Genomic DNA, 21554 nt, shown 5'->3' with positions numbered 1-21554 from the left:
TAATGTTGTACTTTTATTTGTAAAAATTGAATATTATCAAATAGGAAATAGATGTTAGATTTAAATAATAAATCAGTATTAATAACAGGAGGAACAGGGTCATTTGGAAAAATGTTTACCAAACTTATTTTGGAGCGTTATCCTAATGTGAAAAAATTAGTTGTTTTTTCAAGAGATGAACAAAAGCATTTTCAAATGGCTCAAGAGTTTCCAGAAAAAGAATACCCGCAATTAAGATATTTTATAGGAGATGTTAGGGATAAAGCTCGTTTAATTAGAGCATTTAAAGGAATAGATGTTGTAATTCATGCAGCAGCGATGAAGCATGTTCATTTAGCGGAATATAACCCAATGGAATGCGTAAAAACAAACATCAATGGAGCGGAAAATGTTATTGATGCAGCTTTAGAATGCGAAGTGAAGAGTGTTGTAGCCCTATCGACAGATAAAGCTGCTGCACCAATAAATTTATATGGGGCTACTAAGTTAGCATCGGATAAGTTGTTTATAGCAGCAAATAATATAAAAGGTAATAAAGACATTAAGTTTTCTGTTGTTAGGTATGGAAACGTTATGGGGTCAAATGGTTCTGTTATGCCATTTTTCTTAAAGAAAAAGAAAAATAAAGAATCGTTTTTGCCTTTGACAGATCCAAAAATGACTAGATTTAATATTTCATTGAAAGATGGGTGTGAAATGGTATTTTATGCGATAGAAAAAGCATGGGGAGGAGAAATTTTTGTTCCGAAGATACCATCATACAGAGTGCCGGATGTTGCAACCGCAATAGCTCCAGAATTAGAGCATAAAATAATAGGTATTAGACCAGGAGAAAAGTTGCACGAAGAAATGATAACATCTTCAGATTCATATAATACGGTTGATATAGGGAAGTATTATGTGATTTTACCTCAACAGTCACCTTATTCACAATACTCAAAAGAGGAATATAAGAAAGAGTTTGAAGGAATAGATGTTCCCAAAGGTTTTTCATACGATTCTAGCACTAATTCAGATTGGGAAACGGTAGAGAGTTTACGCGAGTTAGTTGTGAAGCATGTAGATGAAGATTTTGTAGTATGATGAGATTATTTAAGAATGTACACGGAAAACAGTAGTTGGAACGGGATGATAGTTAAGTTATTACAGGTAAGCTAATTTCTTAGTTTAAGAAGGTAAGAGAGCTCAGAGTGGGTTAATAATTATATAGAAACTAAATACGAGATAGCTATCAATAATAGAACTTCAGAATAATGTTAACCTATTTTAGAGATGGATAAAAAACGAGATAGAAGGTAATTACAGCCGCCTAATTATTTTTACAAACTTTATTTGCTTTTTTGGTATAAATACCAGATACTTATTTACTAAATTTTAAAGAAACTAGAGAATTAATAAAAAGTAAATCAATTTTTTAGGAGAGCAAATGTTACGATATGTAATTAAGATAACAGGTTGTGTTAGAAGAACAAACAATGATTATTTTAACTAGAATAATAATAGAGGGGTGTTGTTTTTTAATGAGATAACCTATTCCATCGTTAAGTAATGGCTAAATGTTAATACGGCTCGATCTTTCTGACAATGGATTAGGAATTATTGTCGTAATTGAGAGAAAATCTTTTTTGGCTCTAGAACTATAGAAAAGCCAATTAGTATATAAAGAGCTCTTTTGTTATGAATGAAAGAAGAATTTGTAAATATGATTAAAGTTAATTTGATAATTTAAAAAACCTATCGAAATTGTTTATGGTAGTACAAGAAAGAAAAGAAGTTTTAAGTAGATTATTATATGTTGTAAGAAATATTAAAGCAGAGGAGAATTAGAGAAGTAAATATTAAGTATATTCTCTTGAATATGAAATAGGCTTATAATAATAACGGAGTATTAGAGAAAAAAAAATAGTTTGAAGGAACCTTTAAAGCTCCTGTGCCTATAGCAAATAAGAATTTTAAAGACCTAAGTAAAATATAATTATGAATTTAAATAAGAAAAAGGCTTTTGGAACGGTAGAGGAAAAAAAGTCTTACCTGTTCTAAAGCTTAATGAAAATATGTTTTTTCTAAAATTATTAAAAAATAAAGTTTTTTTCTACACATCTAGTCGCTATGCTACATATGGGCTCCAATTTTTAAATTCTTTACTAATAGCAAAGTATCTTGGTGTTTATTATTTAGGTGTTTGGGGATTTGTAATGTTGGTTTTACAGTATTTATTGAGAATGAATTTTGGAATATCCAATGCTACGAATGCGATTGCGTCAATACATAAATCTGACTTTAAGTATGTTTCTCAAGTTATAGGTGTTGGGGTAACGTTATTATGCATTCTTTCTTTTTTGATAAGTTTGTTTTTTTTAATAATATCCTTTTTATCCATTGATATAGGTTCTAAGTATTTATTTGGTAATTTTGTTCCGTACGTTGTAATGATTGCTATTTTAAACCATTTTAATCTTTTCTTTTCAAATGTTTTTAGAGTCTTTGGTAAGTTAGGAGCTATTGTTTTTAACCAAACAGCGCAACCTCTACTAATGTTCTTTGTCATTATGTTCTACAAAGAAGAGGAATTACTACTTATGTTAATTAAAATTTCACTTGTAGCATCATTGTTGTCCTTTTTGTTTTACTTGCTTACATCACCAGTTTCATTTAAACCTTTTGTGAGTTGGAAGTTGATTAAGGAAGTACAGGTTAAGGGGATCTATTTATTTATTTATAATGCTTGTTTTTATTTAATTATTATTACCACAAGAACTTTTGTGGGGAATTATTATTCCGTGAATGAATTTGGATACTTTACATTTGCTTTTACGTTAGCAAGTTCTGTGTTACTTTTATTTGAATCAATGTCATTTTTAATTTTTCCAAAACTATTGAATAGATTTTCAAAAGGAGAAAATCAAAAAACAATAGAATTGTTAAATTTTTTAAGAGGTTCTTATGTTACAATATCTCACCTTTCAATTCATCTAATTATATTATTTTATCCTTTGTTATTATTATATTTTCCAGTTTATAATTCTACGGTAAAAGTATTTTCAATAATTGCTTTAACAGCAGTAATCTATATAAACTCATTTGGTTATCAAGAATTATTAATAGCCAAAGAGAAGGAAAAAAAGATTAGTTTGGTAGCATTTTTGGCTTTAGTGTTAAATATATTCTTAAATTATATTTTTGTAATTATTTTGAAGTTAAATTATGAATATATCATCCTAGCAACAATGATAACTTATTGTATTTACATATTTGTTATTTGCTATTTAGGTAGAAAATTAATTCATAAAGAAAATAGCTTCAAATATACATTTTTAGATGTATTTCCATTAAAATGGATGCTTCCGTTTATATTGAGCTTTGTAATAACCATTTCTTATAATGAATTTAATTATTTGTACCTAGGGCCATTGATTCTTTTTTTAAGTTTAAATGCAAAAGGAATTATGCAAACATGGAAGCTAATAAAAAGTATTTTTAAGAATTCTAAAATTGTAGATGTATAGATTATGTTTAAGAGGTCTATTCTGTTAAGTATTTATTTATTTTTAGCCAGTATCTATTATTTGTTTACTGCTTCGGTTCGTTACGTGATTTTTGCTTTTTTATTGTTGCTAGTATTATACATTGGCCTTAGAATTCGAAATAAAAAAGTATTCTTAAAGATTCATAAAAAGTTTTTTTTGGGAATGAGTTGTATTTTTGGATATACGCTGGTTGTGCAGTTGATAAATGGCACGCTAACTCCTTTTACAATCTATTATTTGACAAGCCCTATATTGGGCTACTTTATATTTTCTAATCGTTTTAATACGAGGTATGTATCATTTCCTTTTTATATTTTTTGCTTTTATTTATTGACATATTTTATTCTTCATAAAAATCTGATTGGCGTATTAAACGGAACGGTTAGCGAAAATTATGTTTCCATTATTCTAATAATGAATATAGCAATAATATATGTTATCAAATATAAGCAAAAGGAAGTAATACCTATTTTACCAGCTTTATTGGCAGTTTTTTTTTCAATATTAGCTATCGGTAGGTCTGGGATTTTAACAACATTGTTAATCTTTTTGTTAGTTTTATGGTTAAGGATTAGATACCAAAAGCGCTTGGTTAAAATGAGGTTATTTATAACTTTTATAGTTCCAATTATAGCATTTGCAATCGCAAATTGGGATTCGATAAAAATAATATTTGAGAATATCGAAGTGTTTAGTAAATTTTCTAAGGATGGAGTATCTTCTCCATCAAGAGGGATTATACAAAGAGCCTATTTGTCAAATATAGATATAATAACTTTTTTCACTGGTTATAATTATGAAGATAATTATTGGTTCCAACATTATGGTTTGAATCCGCACAACTCATATATAAGATTGCATTACTTTTCTGGTTTGGCATTTTTTGTTATTATACCTATAGTTATTACAAGTTTGATAAAATTGATTAGAGAAGAGATATTTTTAAGTGGTATCTTCTTTTCAATACTTGTAAGAAGTTATACAGATAGTGTTTTATTTTTAACGTTATTTGATTTTGTCCCTGTTTTGTTTATTATGGTTGCCTTGTTATCTAATAATAACATAGAAAAGAATAGTCTAAATGATAAAGAGCGTTTATATGAGAAGTGAAAATGAGATTCTGAAAGAGATAAAAATAAAAGAAAAGAGTCTTAATCTATATTCTTTTAAAATTTTGGGAGTAGCTGTTTGGAGGCTTGTAAGATTCCCTGTTCGAGTTAACAAAATAAATAAAGAAATAGGATTTACTAATAGAACAACAAAAGTAAGAATACCTTTTAGAGAAGTTCTTTTCAACTATGTCACATCGTTTTTTCAATTTATCGGCATAATTTTAAGAAGAAAAAAATACAAATACTTGGTACTTGCATTTCCTAGATTAAGTCAGCAAGATGAGGGCTATTTTGATAAGTTTACTGACCCACTAATAGCGCAGTCAAATCTTAAAAGCAATACACTAGTATTACAAAGAAACCTAAGTGGGAAGCAATTCAGTCCTAGATATAATGAAGATGCGGATTATAAAATTTCTGATTTTATTGATTACACATCAAAATTAATTGGGGTACTAATAGCTCCTGTTATATATATAATTTATGGTAAAAAGATACATAAACTTGTTAAAGATGCTTCTATGTATTTTTCTTTATCTAAAAAGATTAGGTCAATTATTTCCTACAAGATAGGAGAGTTTTTAATACATTATTTTTTTTCTAGTTTAATATTAAAAGCTATAGGTGCGAGGCAAATATTTGTGGTAGATAGAATTGTTTTTTTACCATTTATTAGGGCAGCAAAGGTCAAAAACATAGAAGTTTTGGAATTACAACATGGTATTACACATTCTGAAACGGTATTGTACACAGGAGATTATCAACCAGAAATCGACCCAGATATTTTTTTGAATTTCGGAGTTAAATGGATTGGAGAACAATTTTCGATACCTATAAAAAAGCAAGTTAATATTGGTTGGGCATATAATAGTTGGTTATTGGTGAAGGCTGATATAGAAGTAAATCAGAAAACGGTATTGATGGTTTCTTCTCCAGCAATTACGGATAAAATATTGAAGACTACGTTGGAGTTAGCTGAGCAATATAGTACATATAGTTTCAGTATTCGCCTACATCCGCAAGAAGCGCTCAGCTCAGCTCAGCAAAAGCAGCTACATAATAGAAAGAATATAGTTCTAGATAATAAAAACATTGACTCATTGATCTCTGTATTAAAGCATGAGGTTATAATAGGAGAAAACTCTTCAGTAGTATATGAAGCATTAAGTTTAGGGAAAAAGATAGGTAAAATTATGTTTAATGGATTAGATTCTAAAAAGAAATTAGATTCTAAATTTGAAGGGCTTAAATATTTATATGGAATAAAAGATTTTTCTTTTTTTGTATCAAATGCATCTAAAAAAAATATTAGTTCTTCAGGAATATATGATACCTTTGACAAGAAAAAATTTAACAAACTTTTGAAATAAAATATGATAAAAGTATTGGTAACCTGTGTAGGTTCTGGAGTTGGGCAATCTGTTATAGATTCTTTAAATTTAAAAAGAGATTATAAAATAATTGGTTGTGATGGTAATAGAAACGTTTATGCTCATAGTTTTTGTGATAAATTTTACCAAGTAAGAAGTTTGTACGCAGATGGTTATATAGGAGAAATTATAGCAATCTGTAAAGAAAACAATGTAGATATCATAATACCTGGTCATGATCATGAATTAACATTATTTGCAAATAATTTAAAAGAGTTTGATAGTAATAATATAGAAGTATTAGTTTCTGAACCTTCTATTACAGAAATTAGTAGAGATAAGAAAGATTGGTACACTTATTTTGCTTCAAAAGGGTGCAAAATTGTACCAACATTTTCTGTAAAAGAGTTTAATTTAAATATAGATACAAGTATTTTCCCTGCGATAGTGAAGCCTAGTGGAGGGTCTGCTTCTCAGGGTATAACTATTGTAAATAGTATTGAGGATTTACATTTTTTAAAAGAAGAAGATATAATACAACCGTATTTATTTCCAGAAAAAGAAGATCCTAACTATTTATCGATAAAAAAAGCTGTTGAAAGTGGTTCTTTTGTTCAAAAATCTGAGATTTCTATTCAAATTTTATTTAATAAAGACTCTAAGCATACAGCTACTTTTATTTCTAAGAATACATTAAAAAATGGTGTCCCTATTTTTATTGAACCAATAAATCCAAAGAAATTTGAGCATTTGGATGAGATTTTGAAATTTGTCCCGCTTTTAGAAGATAAAAAGGTAAAAGGTCCAGTAAACATACAGGGAAGAATTACTCCGAAAGGCCTTTTCTTTTTTGAAATGAACATGAGGTTTACTGGAATTACAGGTAATAGAGCATTATTAGGGTTTAACGAAGTAGATTATTTAGTAAGAAATTTTTTAGACAAGCCAGCATTTATTGATGGGTATGCTATTAACAAAGTAGGAGTAAGACAAGTAGCCTGTACTACGATACCAGTGGTAGAGAGCAAAAAAAGAAAAAAAATTGCAACAGTTTTAGGGGCAGGAAGTTCTGTGGGTAAACATTTTGTTAAATCATTAGATCTTAATGAGTATTCTAAAATTTATCTTATTAGCAGAGTTACATCTATGGCTAAATATAGGGAGATGTTTCAAGGTTCATTTTTTGAGATAGTAGCAGATAATGATAATAAATTAACGACATGTTTTACTCAGAGTGATATTTTAATAAATTTTGTTAGTGCTCTTGCTTTTGAAGAGGATGAATTAAAGTTTGATGCAGTAAGGTATATTTATAAAATGATTCCTAAAATAGCCAAAGCAAAAATTCCTAAAATAATTAATATATCATCACAGTCAGTTTATGATCAAGAATTAAATGTATCCAAAACAGAAGAATCCAATATTGTAATTAAAACAAGTTATGCTTTTCAAAAAATTATAATAGAAGATTTTTTCACATCTATAAATGAATATAGCGTTCAAACAAAAATAATACACCTTCGCTTTCCTAGGATACTGAATACAAATGAGATGAATCAGTTGGGTTTTTTTGGGAAAATAGTACATAACTATATTACAGGTCAAGAAATAGTGATAGCGAATCCTAATAATAATACAAATTTGATAGATATTGAGGACGTATCTGAAGCTGTGAAATATCTGATAAGTAAAGATTTAGATAATAGTGTTCTTAATGTTAGTGGAGAAAATGTAAGTATGAGAGAATATTGTGAGGAAGTAAAAAGGCAATTACCCAATAAGAATGACACCATCGCTTATGGAGAAGATGAAACTATTAGATCTAGCTCCATGATTAATGGAGATAGGTTATTAAACTTAGGGTGGAAACCAAGAAAATCGTTAAAAAATATAGTTACAGCTATTATTAAAAATAATAATTAATGAGAAAGTTACTTTGGAATTTTTTATCAAAGATATATCCCTTATTTTTAAGGAAAAGGTATAGAATGAATATAGGTAAAAATGTTATTATATCTTATAAAGCAAGGTTAGATAAAAGTATAAATCCTAGTGGCATTTATATAGGAGATAACACATGGATATTGGCAAATAGTTTAATATTAGCACATGACCATTTAAGATCGCTAAAACTAGATACTCACATTGGAAGCAATTGCCTTATAGGAGTCGATTCTATAATTATGCCAGGGATCACGATAGGTAATCATGTTGTTGTCGGAGCGGGAGCAATTGTTACAAAGAATATAAAAAGCAATTGCATTGTCGCTGGGAATCCAGCAAAAGTAATCAAGGAAGGAGTTAAGTTAAATGACAAAGGACAGTTAATAAATGAAATTATATAGTTGTTTTTTTAAGAGGATTATAGATGTACTTTTATCTCTTATAGGATTGATAGTTTTATTCCCAGTGTTGTTAGTAGTCATTGTTTTACTAAAAATAAACCAAGGAGGGGTATTTTTTTTACAAAAGAGACCTGGCAAAAATGATGAGATATTTGAAATAATAAAACTTAAAACAATGACGGATGAGCGAGATTCTAAAGGAGTGTTACTCCCAGATGAAAAAAGAATTACAAGAATAGGTCAGTTTGTTAGGTCAAATTCTTTAGATGAGATTCCTCAATTGATAAATGTTTTAAAAGGAGATATGTCTTTAATTGGACCAAGACCATTGCTAGTTAAATATTTAGAAAGATATACCCCAGAACAAAAAAGAAGACATAATGTAAAACCTGGTGTTACAGGTTGGGCACAGGTAAATGGTAGAAATGAGATATCTTGGGAACGTAAGTTCGAGTTAGACACATGGTATGTGGACAATGTAAATTTTCTTATAGACTTAAAAATATTGATTTTAACAATAAAAAAGGTTTTAGATAGAAAGGGAATAAGCTCAAAGACTAATGCTACTATGGAGACATTTATGGGAAAAAATAATAAATAATTTTAAAAAGCAAAAATGGATAAAATTTGGTTATCCTCACCTCATATGGGAGGTGGTGAGCAAAAATATATAAAAGAAGCCTTTGATACGAATTGGGTGGCTCCGCTTGGACCAAATGTAAATGGTTTTGAGGACGATTTAGAAAAATACCTTGAAAGAGAAGTTCAGGTATCTTGTTTGGTATCTGGAACATCAGCCATTCATTTGGCGCTTATTTTACTAGGTGTTGGTTTAGGAGATGAAGTTATTTGCCAAAGCATGACATTTTCTGCATCAGCAAACCCTATAAGATATCAAGGGGCAAATCCTATTTTTATAGATAGCGAAAAAGATACTTGGAATATGTGTCCTATAGTCTTGGAAAAGGCTATTCAAGATAGAATTAGTAAGGGAAAAAAGCCGAAAGCAATAATTGTAGTCCATTTATATGGAATGCCAGCGAAGATGCAGGAGATAGTAAGAATATCAAAGGAATATGAAATACCTTTGATAGAAGATGCAGCAGAGGCATTAGGAGCTACTTATAAAGGACAGAAATGTGGAACTTTTGGTGATTTTGGTATCTTGTCTTTTAACGGAAATAAAATTATTACTACTTCAGGAGGGGGAGCTTTAGTTTGTAAAAGAAAAGGAGATAAGCAAAAAGCTATTTTTCTAGCAACTCAAGCTAGAGACGAAGCGCCTCATTATCAGCATTCAAAAGTGGGGTATAATTATCGAATGAGCAACATTACTGCTGGTATTGGACGTGGACAAATGGAGGTATTAGATAATCATGTCCATAATAGGAGAGCTAATCATGAATTTTATAGATCCCTATTTAAGAATGTTGATGGAATAACTGTTTTTGATGAGCCAACTCAAGGTTATTTTTCAAACCATTGGCTTAGCGCTATTGTGATAGATAGTATCAAAACAGGGTTTACAAGGGAGGATCTACGTTTAAGCTTATTAGAAGATAGTATAGAGTCTCGTCCTTTATGGAAGCCTATGCATTTACAACCTGTATTTAAAGATTATAATTATTATGGGGAGGATGTTGCAGAAAAATTATTTGAGAATGGTTTATGCTTACCTTCGGGATCTAATTTGACGGATGCTGATAGAGTTAGGATAAGGGAGTCAATATATAAATTGATAAAAAAATAAGGATAAAGGTATAATAAGGGGTAGTATATAAAGGCTGATATTTTTAACGATGCTTTGTAAAACATAACAATACTAAATTATGAAAGGAATAATATTAGCAGGAGGATCTGGAACTAGATTGTATCCAATAACAAAAGGAGTTTCTAAACAATTACTCCCTGTGTATGACAAGCCTATGATATATTATCCGCTATCAGTATTAATGTTGGCGGGTATTAAAGATATTTTAATCATATCAACTCCAGAAGATTTACCTAATTTTAAAAAGCTTTTAGGAACTGGAGAGGAGTTAGGAGTTCATTTGTTTTATAAAGAACAACCTTCACCAGATGGATTGGCACAGGCCTTTATTATAGGAAAAGAATTTATAGGAAAGGATGATGTGTGCCTAATTTTGGGAGATAATATTTTTTATGGGCACGGACTTACTAAGATGTTACAAAAGGCTAAAGAAAATGTAGAAGTAGAGGATAAGGCGACAGTCTTTGGATACTACGTAAATGATCCTGAACGTTATGGAGTGGCGGAATTTGATGAATCGGGAAATGTAATTTCTATTGAGGAAAAGCCTAAAGAACCCAAATCGAGTTATGCTGTTGTGGGGTTGTATTTTTATCCTAATAGTGTAATCAATATCGCAGAGAATGTGACCCCTTCTGATAGAGGTGAGCTGGAAATAACAACGGTTAATCAAGAATATTTAAAAAGAAATTCATTAAAAGTAGAGTTAATGGGAAGAGGATATGCTTGGTTGGATACAGGAACGCACGATTCTTTAATGGAAGCAGGTCAGTTTATTGAAACCATAGAGAAAAGACAAGGTTTAAAAGTTGCTTGTTTAGAGGAGGTTGCTTATTATATGGGGTATATAGATAAAGAACAGTTAGTTAAATTAGCGAAGCCGTTGATGAAAAATGCATATGGACAGTATTTACTGAATTTGGCGAAAAAATAAAATATGAAGTTTACCAAAACAAAAATACCAGAGGTAGTTATCATAGAACCTACTGTTTTTGGAGATGATAGAGGATACTTTTTAGAATCGTTTAATCTTGAAAAATTTAAGGAACATATTGGAGATATTACCTTTGTTCAAGACAATGAATCTAAATCTTCAAGAGGAGTTCTAAGGGGGCTACACTTCCAGAAGCCACCTTATGAACAAGCAAAATTAGTAAGGTGTATTGAAGGAGCTGTTTTAGATGTAGCTGTTGATATAAGGAAAGGATCTGATACTTACGGAGAGCATGTAGCAGTGGAGTTATCTGGAAATAATAAAAAGCAATTATTTATTCCTAGGGGATTTGCGCATGGTTTTGTTGTGTTGAGTGAAAGTGCAACCTTTGCCTATAAAGTAGATAATAAATACGTTCCAAGCCATGAATCAGGAATTAATTGGAATGATGAAGATTTACTCATTGATTGGCAAGTAAAAGAGGAAGAGGTGATTTTATCAAAGAAAGATAAAGATTTAGTGGATTTTAAGGCAATATAATATTCAACATGAAAAATGTATTAATAACAGGAGGAGCGGGATTTATAGGATCGCATGTAGTAAGGTTATTTGTGAATACGTATCCAAATTATAATATAGTAAATTTGGATGCATTAACTTATGCCGGAAACCTAGAAAACTTAAGAGATATAGAAGAAAAGAGCAATTATACCTTTGTAAGAGGAGATATTTGTGATTATAAATTGATAGGAAATCTTTTTGCTGAACATGGTATTGATTCAGTGATTCATTTAGCAGCAGAATCACATGTAGATAGATCAATAAAAGACCCTTTTTCATTTGCAAGAACAAACGTTTTAGGTACAATTAGTTTATTACAAGCGGCTAAAGAATATTGGAAAGATGATTTCAAAAATAAGTTGTTTTATCATGTATCTACAGATGAAGTTTACGGATCATTAGGCGCTGAAGGTTATTTTTTAGAAACTACAGCGTATGACCCCCATTCTCCATATTCTGCATCAAAAGCATCTTCTGATCATTTCGTAAGAGCATTTAGTGATACATATAAGTTGCCTATTGTAATTTCAAATTGTTCTAACAATTATGGAGCGTACCAGTTTCCTGAAAAACTGATACCGTTGTTTATTAATAATATATGTAATAATAAACCTCTTCCGGTGTATGGAAAGGGAGAAAATGTAAGAGATTGGTTATATGTTAAGGACCATGCGAGGGCTATTGATGTCATTTTTCACAAAGGGAAACATGGAGAAACGTATAATATAGGAGGGTTTAACGAGTGGAAAAATATTGATTTGATAAAAGTAATTATAAAAACAGTAGATAAATTATTAGGTAGAGAGGAAGGAACTTCCGAAAAGCTTATTACTTACGTAACAGATAGAGCGGGACACGACTTAAGGTATGCTATTGACTCTACAAAGTTGAAAGAAGAGTTAGGATGGGAACCCTCTTTGCAATTTGAGGAAGGAATAGAGAAAACAGTAAAATGGTACCTTGAAAATAGTGAATGGTTAGAAAATGTGACTAGTGGAAATTATCAAAAGTACTATCAAGAAATGTATGAATAAATAAGATGTAGAATTATCTATTCAAAAAAGAGGTGCCATTTTTTATATAGTACCTCTTTTTTGTTTTTTAAATAATAGATAAATTTATCTAAAACTAAAGGCAATACCTGCGTTTAAAGTATTGTATTCTTGAAGTGTATAATCTGCGAAGATTTTAAAGAAGCCTAAGCTTAATCGTGTTCCGATAGTACCTCTAAAGCTATTCGCATTAAATTTTTGACGAATTGGATCCTTAGCTACTTCTACCTGAGTACCTCCTCCATTGATATTATAGGTCAAATCATAGGTTCCATTAATATTTATATTCGCATTTCCCGCTCCATATCCAATGCCTCCATATATATTAATTATAGGAAAGTTGAGAGAGGCAATTGCTTGAATAGTATAAGAATTAATTTTAAAACTAGCGTTTCCGTTTGAGATGACGATATTGTCTGTTGAATTATCATCCATAATACGATGGTCGATAGACATGTTAGTATATGCTCCTAATAAAGAAACATGCAGAGGTAATTTGTTTAAAGGACCGAACCAATCGGTAATTTCTTTTTTGAGTCCTAATCCAACTAATTGCCCTTTTGTTTCATTGCTGCCTATTTTAGGAATCAATCGTAACATTGCTTCAAACTTATAAGGTAGTCCTAAATTTATTTGAACAGCAGGAGAAGGAATAGCATTTATTGGAAGGTCTTCTTTTATACCTCCGGGAAGTTTAAAGGTGGCAGTTACGTCTTGTCCATCTATATTGGTATTGATAGTCATAGGACTTTGTAAGTTTTGAGAACCGGCTATGGTAGCTGCGGTAAGCGAGGTAGAGGTTGTTTTAGTTAGTCCAAGAGCTGCAATGTTAAAAGTTTCATCTGCTTTAGGAACATACGAGATATTTGCTCCTATGGAAATATCGAAACCAAATTTTTTATGAACTTTGGCTGTATGGTACCACCCTCCATTCATAGAATGGACTAAACCTTTCATAGCGGGACTTATATAAGCACCAGTTAGTTTACTAGCATCTTCAGCTGCGAATAAAATAGATTCTAGTCCACCATTTTGAGAATAAGAACTTATTGAAATAGAAATAAAGAGAACTAAAAGAGCAATGTTTTTTTTCATAATTTTAATTTTTTTGATTGAGTTGGCTAAAGTAAAAAAAAGCCTTAACAAACATAAAATAGTTAAGGCTTTTATTTAGTATTAAAGAAAAGGATTACGCATCAATATTGGCATATTTGGCATTCTTTTCTATGAAGTCTCTACGGGGAGGTACTTCATCTCCCATTAACATAGAAAACACCCTATCAGCTTCTGTCATGTTATCAATAGTAACTTGTCGTAATGTTCTAAATTCAGGATTCATCGTAGTATCCCATAATTGTTCAGCATTCATTTCTCCAAGACCTTTGTAACGTTGAATATTTACAGAGCCTCCCATTTTTTGAGCGATTAAATCGCGTTGGTTGTCATCCCATGCATATTCTTTTTTCTGTCCTTTTTTAACCAAATATAGAGGAGGAGTTGCAATGTAAATATAACCTTGCTCTACCATTTCTTTCATGTACCTAAAGAAAAAGGTTAAGATTAAGGTAGCAATGTGAGATCCATCTACGTCGGCATCACACATGATGACTACTTTATGGTAACGTAATTTTGATAAATTTAATGCTCTAGGATCTTCTTCTGTTCCAATAGAAACTCCTAATGCAGTAAACATGTTTTTAATTTCCTCGTTTTCAAAAACCTTATGTTGCATGGCTTTTTCAACATTTAATATTTTACCACGCAATGGCAAAATAGCTTGGAAGTTACGGTCTCTACCTTGTTTTGCAGTACCACCTGCCGAGTCTCCCTCGACTAAGAAAATTTCACATGAAGCAGGATCTGTTTCAGAGCAGTCAGAAAGTTTACCAGGTAAGCCACCAATGCTCATTACGGTTTTACGTTGTACCATTTCACGAGCTTTTCGAGCGGCGTGTCTCGCTTGCGCAGCTAAAATAACTTTTTGAACGATTGTTTTAGCATCGTCAGGGTTTTCTTCCAGATAATCTGTTAGCATTTCAGAAACTGCTTGTGATACCGCAGAAGTAACTTCTCTATTTCCTAATTTAGTTTTAGTTTGGCCTTCAAATTGAGGTTCTCCAACCTTTACAGAAATAATAGCAGTCAACCCCTCTCTAAAATCATCACCAGCAATTTCAAACTTTACATTTTTTAGGAGCCCTGAGTTTTCAGCATATTTTTTTAAAGTACCTGTTAATCCTCTACGAAAACCAGATAAATGTGTTCCTCCTTCATGCGTATTAATATTGTTTACATAAGAATGTAAGTTTTCAGAATAAGAAGTGTTATAAACCATGGCAACTTCAACAGGAATTCCATTTTTTTCACCTTCCATAGAAATAACACCAGCAGTTAATTGCTCACGAGTATTGTCTAGATACTTTACAAATTCAGGAAGTCCTTCGGTACTATGGAAAGTTTCCATAATATCATTGCCTTCATCATCTTTATTGCGTTTATCAGTTAACGTAATAGTAATTCCTTTATTTAGGTAGGCTAATTCGCGTAAGCGGGTAGCTAAAGTATCATAATTATACTCTGTTGTTTGCTGAAAGATAGACTTATCTGGTAAAAAGGTAACAATGGTTCCTGTAAAGTCAGTCTCTCCAATAGTTTTAACAGGATATAGTGTTTTACCTCTTTCGTATTCTTGTTGCCAAATCTTTCCTTCTTTATGTACTGTTGCTGTTAAATGGTCAGATAAAGCATTTACACATGAAACACCAACACCATGCAACCCACCTGAAACTTTATAAGAATCTTTATCAAATTTACCACCGGCACCAATTTTGGTCATAACGACCTCTAAGGCAGAAACTCCTTCTTTTTTATGAATACCAACAGGAATTCCACGTCCGTTATCTTTGGTGGTTATAGAATTGTTTTCATTGATAATTACATCTATATGATCACAATGCCCTGCTAACGCTTCGTCAATAGAGTTGTCAACGACTTCATATACCAAATGGTGTAAACCACGAACACCAACATCTCCAATATACATTGAAGGACGCATTCTTACATGCTCCATTCCTTCTAGTGCTTGAATACTATCAGCAGAATAATTATGTTTTTTTTCTTCGCTCATTTTGTTGAGTTTTATTTTTGTTTTTGTTATCTAAGAAAATAACTGCTTAATACAATTGTTTTCGTGCATATACAAAAATACAATTTATAAGTCTAATAATAAAGTTTTTAGGTTTTTTATAGGTGTTTTTGGTAATATGATTTAAAGTTGCTTAAACGTCTTAAAAAGGGCTTTTAAGAGGTTTTTTTCTTTTTATTTTTCTTTCTTTTTTTAGGGAAATTATAATAAGCTCTTAAAACACAGATTTCGGATTCAGTTAAAAAATATAAAATGTTGTTTTTTAAGTTTTTTAACTAAAAAAATATAAAAATTAACATAATATAATGCGTTTTTTGTATGTTTGAGGTGATTATTAACTAAAATAAATTTTTTTAAAATGAAAACCCTTCAAACTTTAATGAAGACTTTAGTAGTTTCGTTACTACTAGTAGGATGTAATAATTCGGATGAATTAACAGTACCGGATCAAAAACTAGAAACAAATTCAATTAATAAAAAGGAGGTAACTCTTGATTTTATTGATTTGATGAAAGATGTAGCTTTTAAAGATATGACGTTAGGATTGCTAAAAGAGCAAAAACCGAGTGTAGTCATGTCTAAGATCTTAGAAGAGGGAGCTAAGACAGGAGCTGTTCGCCAAAAGGCTTATAATAGTTTATCTAAGAGAGCTACTCAATCAGAAAGTAGATCTGTAGCAGAGTCTGATTCAGATAAGCTAGAGATTTTAGAAGTATGGATGCATAACCCTAAGAATAATGTAGATTTTTCTAATGTTTTATTCTCTTTTGCACCAGAAGGGAATGAGAAAGATTGGTCTGTAATTGAGGCTTATACAATGAATAAAGAAGTAGTATATCTTGATGTTAAAAATCCTCCAAAACAACCTGTCATCGTAATTGAAACGGATGGTTTTGAAACGTTAAAGAAGGAAGTTGAGTATATGAATGCTCAATTAAGGTTAGAAGGAGTTCAAAATGCTAGGTTAGCAGGAGGTAAAATGGCTTTTAAGTCAAATTCAGCAGCGCATGAAGGTGATCATGATGGAATTCAAACAACGAAGTTAGATAAAATTAGTTTAGATAATGATGAAGAGCCTTGGATTAAAGGAGCAGCAGAAATTTATGCAATTACTTCAGGAATAAGAGGAGGAGAAGATGGAAATAAACCAGAAATTAAAGTGATACCGATGTATTATTTAGATTATGAAGGAACGGATTATTACCCAAATCAAATACTATTATTTTGGGATGATTATGGTTATGAGGCAGCTAACATTCAATTATTTGAGAAAGATGATAATATAAATTATAAGGATTTAGTAACGACTATTGTTAACGGTGTATTTCAAATAATAGGAACGGTATCAACGCAACCTTGGGTAAATGTTTTAGGTCAAGTTGCGGGTGCAATTATTCAGGCGATGCCAAATAGCTGGTACACAGATAGTGATGATTATGTGGACTCTTTTTATACGGTACAAAAATATGAAACTTATACTGATTATAGAGGAGCTAGAGGGAATGCGAAGGTAAATATGTCTCCTTTCTTCTTGGATTATAATTAAAAAAACTATTTTTTAGCTTTATAAATCGATAATACCTTCATGAAAACGTGTTTTTATGAAGGTATTATGTTTTTTAGCAAAAATGTAAAGCTTAGAGCTTATTCATATCTATAGGTGATGAAAATAATTATAAAATAGGAATGTAGTTCAAAAAAAGAGGCTGTTTAGAAAATAAAGCAGCCTCTTTTATAACTTACAAAGTCAGAATAATTAATTTTTAATAATCTTAATAGATTCTGATGCTTGTTTGCTAGATAGATTTATAATGTAAAAACCGTTTTTATAAGGAGCTAGATTTATGCTGGTGCTCTTTTTGTTAATATTTCCGATCTTTAAAACTTCTTGTCCTAGCATATTGGATACGCTAATATTTTCTATAGGAGTTCTTGATTCTATTTTTAATAGTTCTTTTACAGGGGTTGGATACAAATTGAATGTCGAAACTTTCACATCATCACCATTACTTAAAACAGAATTGTCTATGATTATTTTGTAGTCTTCTGCCTCACCTCTCGAATTGATATTGTCAAACAAGCAACTGTTGTCAGAAGGATCTAAGTCATTGTAATCGGTAATAATTCTCATTCTATAAGTATTACCATTAGTTACATAATTTGGAATTATAACAGCTCCAACAAATGGCCCGTTACCAAGATTTGTAGAGGCTGGTTCATATAACTCAGATCTAGGGTCGAAACGGAAATCATTATTCCAATCTACCCAAAGAGCAAATCCCGCAGTGCCTCCAACAATTTCAGCAGAAAAAAGGAAGCTTCCACCAGTAGTTTCTGTAAGGCTTACGGTATCATAATAGTCAGCGTAACCATTTGAGGCGAATCCACTATTATTATTAATATTTCTAAGGGCGTGAGAAGTAGTGAAATTACTAATATAGGTGGAAGTATTTGAAGACAAAGGAAAGCAATAACAGCCGTTATCTACCGTTTTAAAGCTTTTTTCTTCGCAAGAATTTGCATTCCCTATGCTATTGTAAGGAGTAACCTTCCAGTAGTAAGTGGTATTTATGTCAGTGTATTGTAGAGAATAATTGGTTTGAGTTAAAATTTCGTTGTTTAAAATATCATTTCCTCCTGAAGTTGTTCCAATAGTTAGTTGGTAAGCCTCAGCCCCTGTAACCGTATCCCAAGAAAATACGACTCCATTATTTCCACAGTTAGAATTATTAGCAACAGCTACTACGTTATTAGCGCAGCTAGGAACAGTTGTAGGAGTTATATCATAAATAAAATCATCTAAATACCAATTGTTATACGTGTCTGTTCCTGGTTTGTATTTAATAGCAATATGAGCTGCTCCTTCTGTATAAGTATCAAAATTTATAAATACATCTTTCCAAGTGTCTTCAGTAAAATCCGATTCTGTAAAACTTTCAATACTAGAATAAGTATTGGTGTTGCTTGGGTCAGTAATAACTCCAACCTCGAAAGAATCCCCTTCATTATCACCACTAATGTCTTTATAAATTCTAAATCGGATACGTTTTGTTTTGTCTAAATCCGAAAATTTAGGAGAAATTAAATAATAATCGCCATTAAGATCATTTCCGTTATAAAATTTAATACTATTAGGGGCAGAGGAGCTTTTAGTAGTAGAAGAGTTTATAGCAATTGAAGTAGATGCTCCTGTAGAGTTTTCAACTTTAGTAAGCCAGCAAGAATCGATAAAAGGAGTACTTTCCTGATCGAATTTCTGAACATAAGGAGCTGTAAAGGGGCTACAGGTTGTTTTGAATTTAGCAGAATTACTCCATTCGCTAGTTTCAGTACCACAATTAGCTCTTACGAAAAATTCATAAGCTGTATTTGCTGTCAATCCGATTAAGTTATGAGTATTTGTAGAAGTATTTATTATATTCCCACTTCCCAGTGTAAATCCAGTAGGACCATATTCTATTTGCCAGTTAGTTTCACTTCCTTCAGGAGTCCAGTTTAGTAATGTAGAAGTATCTGATAAATTTGAAAAGTTTAAATCTTTAGGAGCGAGGCAATTTGGTGATACATCAATTTTAATATCATCTATAGAAAGGTACAAACTAGAGCTATTTAGTTTTCCTTTGATACCTATATAGTAAGTAGCCGAATTAGTAGGAGTAAAGTTTCCTGATACTTTTTGATAATCCCCATTGAAAACTTCTCTCTCGTTTATAATGGTATTAGTCATAGCACTTGAATTAGGCGCAGTACCATATGCAGTGCTAACGAGCACACTGGTTCCTGTAGAAGCACTTTGTCTTGCGTAAAATTGAACGGTATAAGAGGTGCCTCCATTCAGTTTTATAGGAATAAAAAGCCAGTCTTCATTACTATATCTTAAGACGGTATTCCAATTTCCTGTACGTGGTTTTCTGTTATTAGCTGTGTTGTTCTCATTAGCAGTCCATGATTGTAATCCGGAAATATTTTCTTGATTTAAGCAATTTGCAATGGGGGTATTATTTGTATAGTTTGCTTCAAAACCTTCAAAGTATGGAATGGTATAATCAGCGCAGAGTGTCTTAAAGTTATAAGGGCCAGTCCAAATGCTATTGCTTGTGTTGCAAGTTGCCTTTACAAAAAAATGATAATCTGTATTAGGAGATAAACCTACCAAATTATGAGAGTTTGTAGTTACATTGATTGTAGTACCGTTTCCTTGTGAAGTTCCGATTTCTCCATACTCTATCACCCATGAGGCTTCATTTCCCTCTTTGCTCCAATTCAAGTTGGCAGTATGAGCAGTAATTTCTGTAGCATTTAAATCATTAGGGCTTAAACAAGATGGAGTTTCTTTAACGGTGATATCGTCAATAGATAAGTAATTGAAATTTTCAGTTTTACCTAGGTAGCCTATATAGTATATTCCTGTGGCATTAGGGGTAAAACTTCCTCTTATTTTTTGATAGATACCATTCGTAACCTCTTTTTCATCGAGGATTGTTTCAGTCATTGAGCTCGCATTATTGCTAGTTCCGTATTTGATAGTAATTTTAGCTCCAGTTTCTTTATTTTGACGGGCATATAGCTCTGTCATATACGATATTCCAGCTGTTAGTTGAACAGGGATAAAAAACCAGTCCTCGTTGCTGTCAGGCATAAAAGCATTCCAATTTCCTGTATGAGCGCCTCTATTGTTAGTGGTGAAAGTGTTGTTTGCTTTCCAAGATTGTGAGCCAGAAACATTTTCCTGTGTAATGCAGTTAGATAGGGGGGTGTCGTGTTGTAAATTATTTTCAAAACCCTCAAAATGAGGAATACTATAAGTGTCACATTTCGTAAAAAAGCTGAAAGGAAGTGACCAAGAACTTGTAGCGTTGTTTTCACAAACTGTTTTTACATAAAATTGGTAAGTAGTTCCTGAATTTAGATTATTTATGCTTAAAGTTGGGTTTGTATTTGCATTGATAGTAGTGCCACTACCTAACTCAAAACCATTCACTCCATACTCTATAATCCAAGAGGTAGCACTGGCTTCATTACTCCAATTTAAAGAAGCAGATGTTGTAGTTAAATTTGTAGCCGTAAGTGTTGATGTAGGAGCGCAAGGAACTATGTTGAAATCTAAATCAATGTTAGCAATGGCATTTTGCTGGATAGGTATTGTTGTACTGATATTAGCAGGGTCTGGGTTTTCATTATCGCTTCTAGAAACCAATGAGCGAACTTCAGAAACATTAGAAGATAAGAAGTCATTACTATCTGAATCGTACCCATTCCCGTTTTCATCAACGGCTATGATAAGGTTGTTAATACCGTCATAAGGAAAGGGAGTGTCTAGGTGAATAGTAATATTATCATTTTTGATAGAAACAGTTCCGTTAAATACTTCTGACATTTCAGTAGTCGGAATCCAATTATTATTAGCAAGAGAATTTTTATTAGTATGTCCTAAATAAACAACCCATTCATTAGAGTTAGGGATGTTTAACCCTGATTTACCTTTGAATGTAATGCGATAGATTGTTCCAGATTGGTTTATTTCTGAGGATAGGTATAGGTTTTGAGAATATGTGTAGGTATAGTAAGGGTTAATAGGGATTTGATCATCGGTTTCAGTTCCATTACCAATAGTGATAACCTGAGAGAAAATTATGCTAGATATGAATACGAAAACTAGCGTGAAGAGGTATTTTTTTTTCATTTTTATGTAATTATAAAATTTGCACAAAGTACATTATATTTATTTAGAATTAAT

At 31.5% G+C, this 21554-nt stretch carries 15 protein-coding genes; 12 read left to right on the top strand and 3 right to left on the bottom strand.

The genetic code is table 11. The features are described from left to right. Window positions 1-51: 51 nt before the first annotated feature. The 11 genes from pseB to rfbB all read left to right on the top strand — a co-directional run bounded on the left by pseB (window position 52) and on the right by rfbB (window position 12654). The gene (gene pseB / locus MARIT_RS12145) at window positions 52-1083 is read left to right on the top strand and encodes a UDP-N-acetylglucosamine 4,6-dehydratase (inverting) (RefSeq protein WP_024740433.1); all 1032 of its coding nucleotides are present in this window, start codon (window positions 52-54) and stop codon (window positions 1081-1083) included. A 1139-nt stretch (window positions 1084-2222) separates the two neighbouring features. Continuing rightward, a complete protein-coding gene (locus MARIT_RS12135; RefSeq protein ID WP_162288616.1) occupies window positions 2223-3506 on the top strand; it encodes an MATE family efflux transporter in 1284 nt (427 codons plus the stop codon). 435 nt (window positions 3507-3941) lie between these two features. Then, complete coding sequence (locus MARIT_RS12130) at window positions 3942-4637, top strand: hypothetical protein (protein WP_157926281.1); 696 nt, start codon at window positions 3942-3944, stop codon at window positions 4635-4637. After that, a complete protein-coding gene (locus MARIT_RS12125; protein ID WP_100211652.1) occupies window positions 4609-6009 on the top strand; it encodes a hypothetical protein in 1401 nt (466 codons plus the stop codon). Before MARIT_RS12130 ends, MARIT_RS12125 begins: the two co-directional genes overlap by 29 nt. Window positions 6010-6012: 3 nt before the next feature. Beyond that, on the top strand, window positions 6013-7932 hold the full coding sequence (locus MARIT_RS12120; RefSeq protein ID WP_100211651.1) for an NAD-dependent epimerase/dehydratase family protein: 1920 nt from the start codon (window positions 6013-6015) through the stop codon (window positions 7930-7932). Continuing rightward, window positions 7932-8354 (top strand): acyltransferase, encoded by a 423-nt coding sequence (locus MARIT_RS12115; protein ID WP_197706278.1) that lies wholly within the window; start codon window positions 7932-7934, stop codon window positions 8352-8354. Before MARIT_RS12120 ends, MARIT_RS12115 begins: the two co-directional genes overlap by 1 nt. Then, entirely contained in the window at window positions 8341-8955 is a 615-nt protein-coding gene (locus MARIT_RS12110; protein WP_100211649.1) for a sugar transferase, read from the top strand. The genes MARIT_RS12115 and MARIT_RS12110 overlap by 14 nt, the downstream gene beginning before the upstream one ends. 15 nt (window positions 8956-8970) lie before the next feature. Continuing rightward, entirely contained in the window at window positions 8971-10104 is a 1134-nt protein-coding gene (locus MARIT_RS12105; RefSeq protein ID WP_157926280.1) for a DegT/DnrJ/EryC1/StrS family aminotransferase, read from the top strand. A gap of 79 nt (window positions 10105-10183) precedes the next feature. Further along, window positions 10184-11059 (top strand): glucose-1-phosphate thymidylyltransferase RfbA, encoded by an 876-nt coding sequence (gene rfbA, locus MARIT_RS12100; RefSeq protein WP_100211648.1) that lies wholly within the window; start codon window positions 10184-10186, stop codon window positions 11057-11059. 3 nt (window positions 11060-11062) lie between these two features. Further along, a complete protein-coding gene (gene rfbC / locus MARIT_RS12095) occupies window positions 11063-11599 on the top strand; it encodes a dTDP-4-dehydrorhamnose 3,5-epimerase (RefSeq protein WP_100211647.1) in 537 nt (178 codons plus the stop codon). Between the two features lie 8 nt (window positions 11600-11607). Next, window positions 11608-12654 (top strand): dTDP-glucose 4,6-dehydratase, encoded by a 1047-nt coding sequence (gene rfbB, locus MARIT_RS12090; RefSeq protein ID WP_100211646.1) that lies wholly within the window; start codon window positions 11608-11610, stop codon window positions 12652-12654. A gap of 84 nt (window positions 12655-12738) precedes the next feature. Here rfbB and MARIT_RS12085 read toward each other — a convergent pair whose 3' ends face one another. Then, the gene (locus MARIT_RS12085) at window positions 12739-13767 is read right to left on the bottom strand and encodes a DUF6588 family protein (RefSeq protein WP_100211645.1); all 1029 of its coding nucleotides are present in this window, start codon (window positions 13765-13767) and stop codon (window positions 12739-12741) included. 94 nt (window positions 13768-13861) lie between these two features. Further along, window positions 13862-15799, bottom strand: coding sequence for a DNA topoisomerase (ATP-hydrolyzing) subunit B (gyrB, locus tag MARIT_RS12080; RefSeq protein ID WP_100211644.1), 1938 nt, complete (start codon window positions 15797-15799; stop codon window positions 13862-13864). Window positions 15800-16175: 376 nt separating this feature from the next. On the opposite strand from gyrB, the gene MARIT_RS12075 reads away from it, so the two are divergent. Continuing rightward, window positions 16176-17363, top strand: a complete 1188-nt coding sequence (locus tag MARIT_RS12075; protein ID WP_100211643.1) for a DUF3103 family protein — start codon at window positions 16176-16178, stop codon at window positions 17361-17363. A gap of 210 nt (window positions 17364-17573) precedes the next feature. On the opposite strand, the gene MARIT_RS12070 is transcribed toward MARIT_RS12075, so the two are convergent. Next, window positions 17574-21500 (bottom strand): fibronectin type III domain-containing protein, encoded by a 3927-nt coding sequence (locus MARIT_RS12070; protein ID WP_100211642.1) that lies wholly within the window; start codon window positions 21498-21500, stop codon window positions 17574-17576. Between the last annotated feature and the right edge of the window lie 54 nt (window positions 21501-21554).

Origin of the sequence: Tenacibaculum maritimum NCIMB 2154 (assembly GCF_900119795.1) — a bacterium.
Taxonomy (GTDB): Bacteria; Bacteroidota; Bacteroidia; order Flavobacteriales; family Flavobacteriaceae; genus Polaribacter; species Polaribacter maritimus.
Note: the sequence above shows the minus strand (reverse complement) of the source record. Positions and strands in the feature narration are given on the sequence as shown.

Coding starts and splice junctions, on each gene's coding strand:
- MARIT_RS12105 (WP_157926280.1), top strand. CDS start 8,971: ATGGATAAAATTTGGTTATCCTCACCTCATATGGGAGGTGGTGAGCAA.
- MARIT_RS12075 (WP_100211643.1), top strand. CDS start 16,176: ATGAAAACCCTTCAAACTTTAATGAAGACTTTAGTAGTTTCGTTACTA.
- rfbC (WP_100211647.1), top strand. CDS start 11,063: ATGAAGTTTACCAAAACAAAAATACCAGAGGTAGTTATCATAGAACCT.
- MARIT_RS12085 (WP_100211645.1), bottom strand. CDS start 13,767: ATGAAAAAAAACATTGCTCTTTTAGTTCTCTTTATTTCTATTTCAATA.
- MARIT_RS12115 (WP_197706278.1), top strand. CDS start 7,932: ATGAGAAAGTTACTTTGGAATTTTTTATCAAAGATATATCCCTTATTT.
- MARIT_RS12125 (WP_100211652.1), top strand. CDS start 4,609: ATGATAAAGAGCGTTTATATGAGAAGTGAAAATGAGATTCTGAAAGAG.
- rfbB (WP_100211646.1), top strand. CDS start 11,608: ATGAAAAATGTATTAATAACAGGAGGAGCGGGATTTATAGGATCGCAT.
- MARIT_RS12120 (WP_100211651.1), top strand. CDS start 6,013: ATGATAAAAGTATTGGTAACCTGTGTAGGTTCTGGAGTTGGGCAATCT.
- MARIT_RS12135 (WP_162288616.1), top strand. CDS start 2,223: ATGAATTTTGGAATATCCAATGCTACGAATGCGATTGCGTCAATACAT.
- MARIT_RS12070 (WP_100211642.1), bottom strand. CDS start 21,500: ATGAAAAAAAAATACCTCTTCACGCTAGTTTTCGTATTCATATCTAGC.
- pseB (WP_024740433.1), top strand. CDS start 52: ATGTTAGATTTAAATAATAAATCAGTATTAATAACAGGAGGAACAGGG.
- rfbA (WP_100211648.1), top strand. CDS start 10,184: ATGAAAGGAATAATATTAGCAGGAGGATCTGGAACTAGATTGTATCCA.
- MARIT_RS12110 (WP_100211649.1), top strand. CDS start 8,341: ATGAAATTATATAGTTGTTTTTTTAAGAGGATTATAGATGTACTTTTA.
- gyrB (WP_100211644.1), bottom strand. CDS start 15,799: ATGAGCGAAGAAAAAAAACATAATTATTCTGCTGATAGTATTCAAGCA.
- MARIT_RS12130 (WP_157926281.1), top strand. CDS start 3,942: ATGAATATAGCAATAATATATGTTATCAAATATAAGCAAAAGGAAGTA.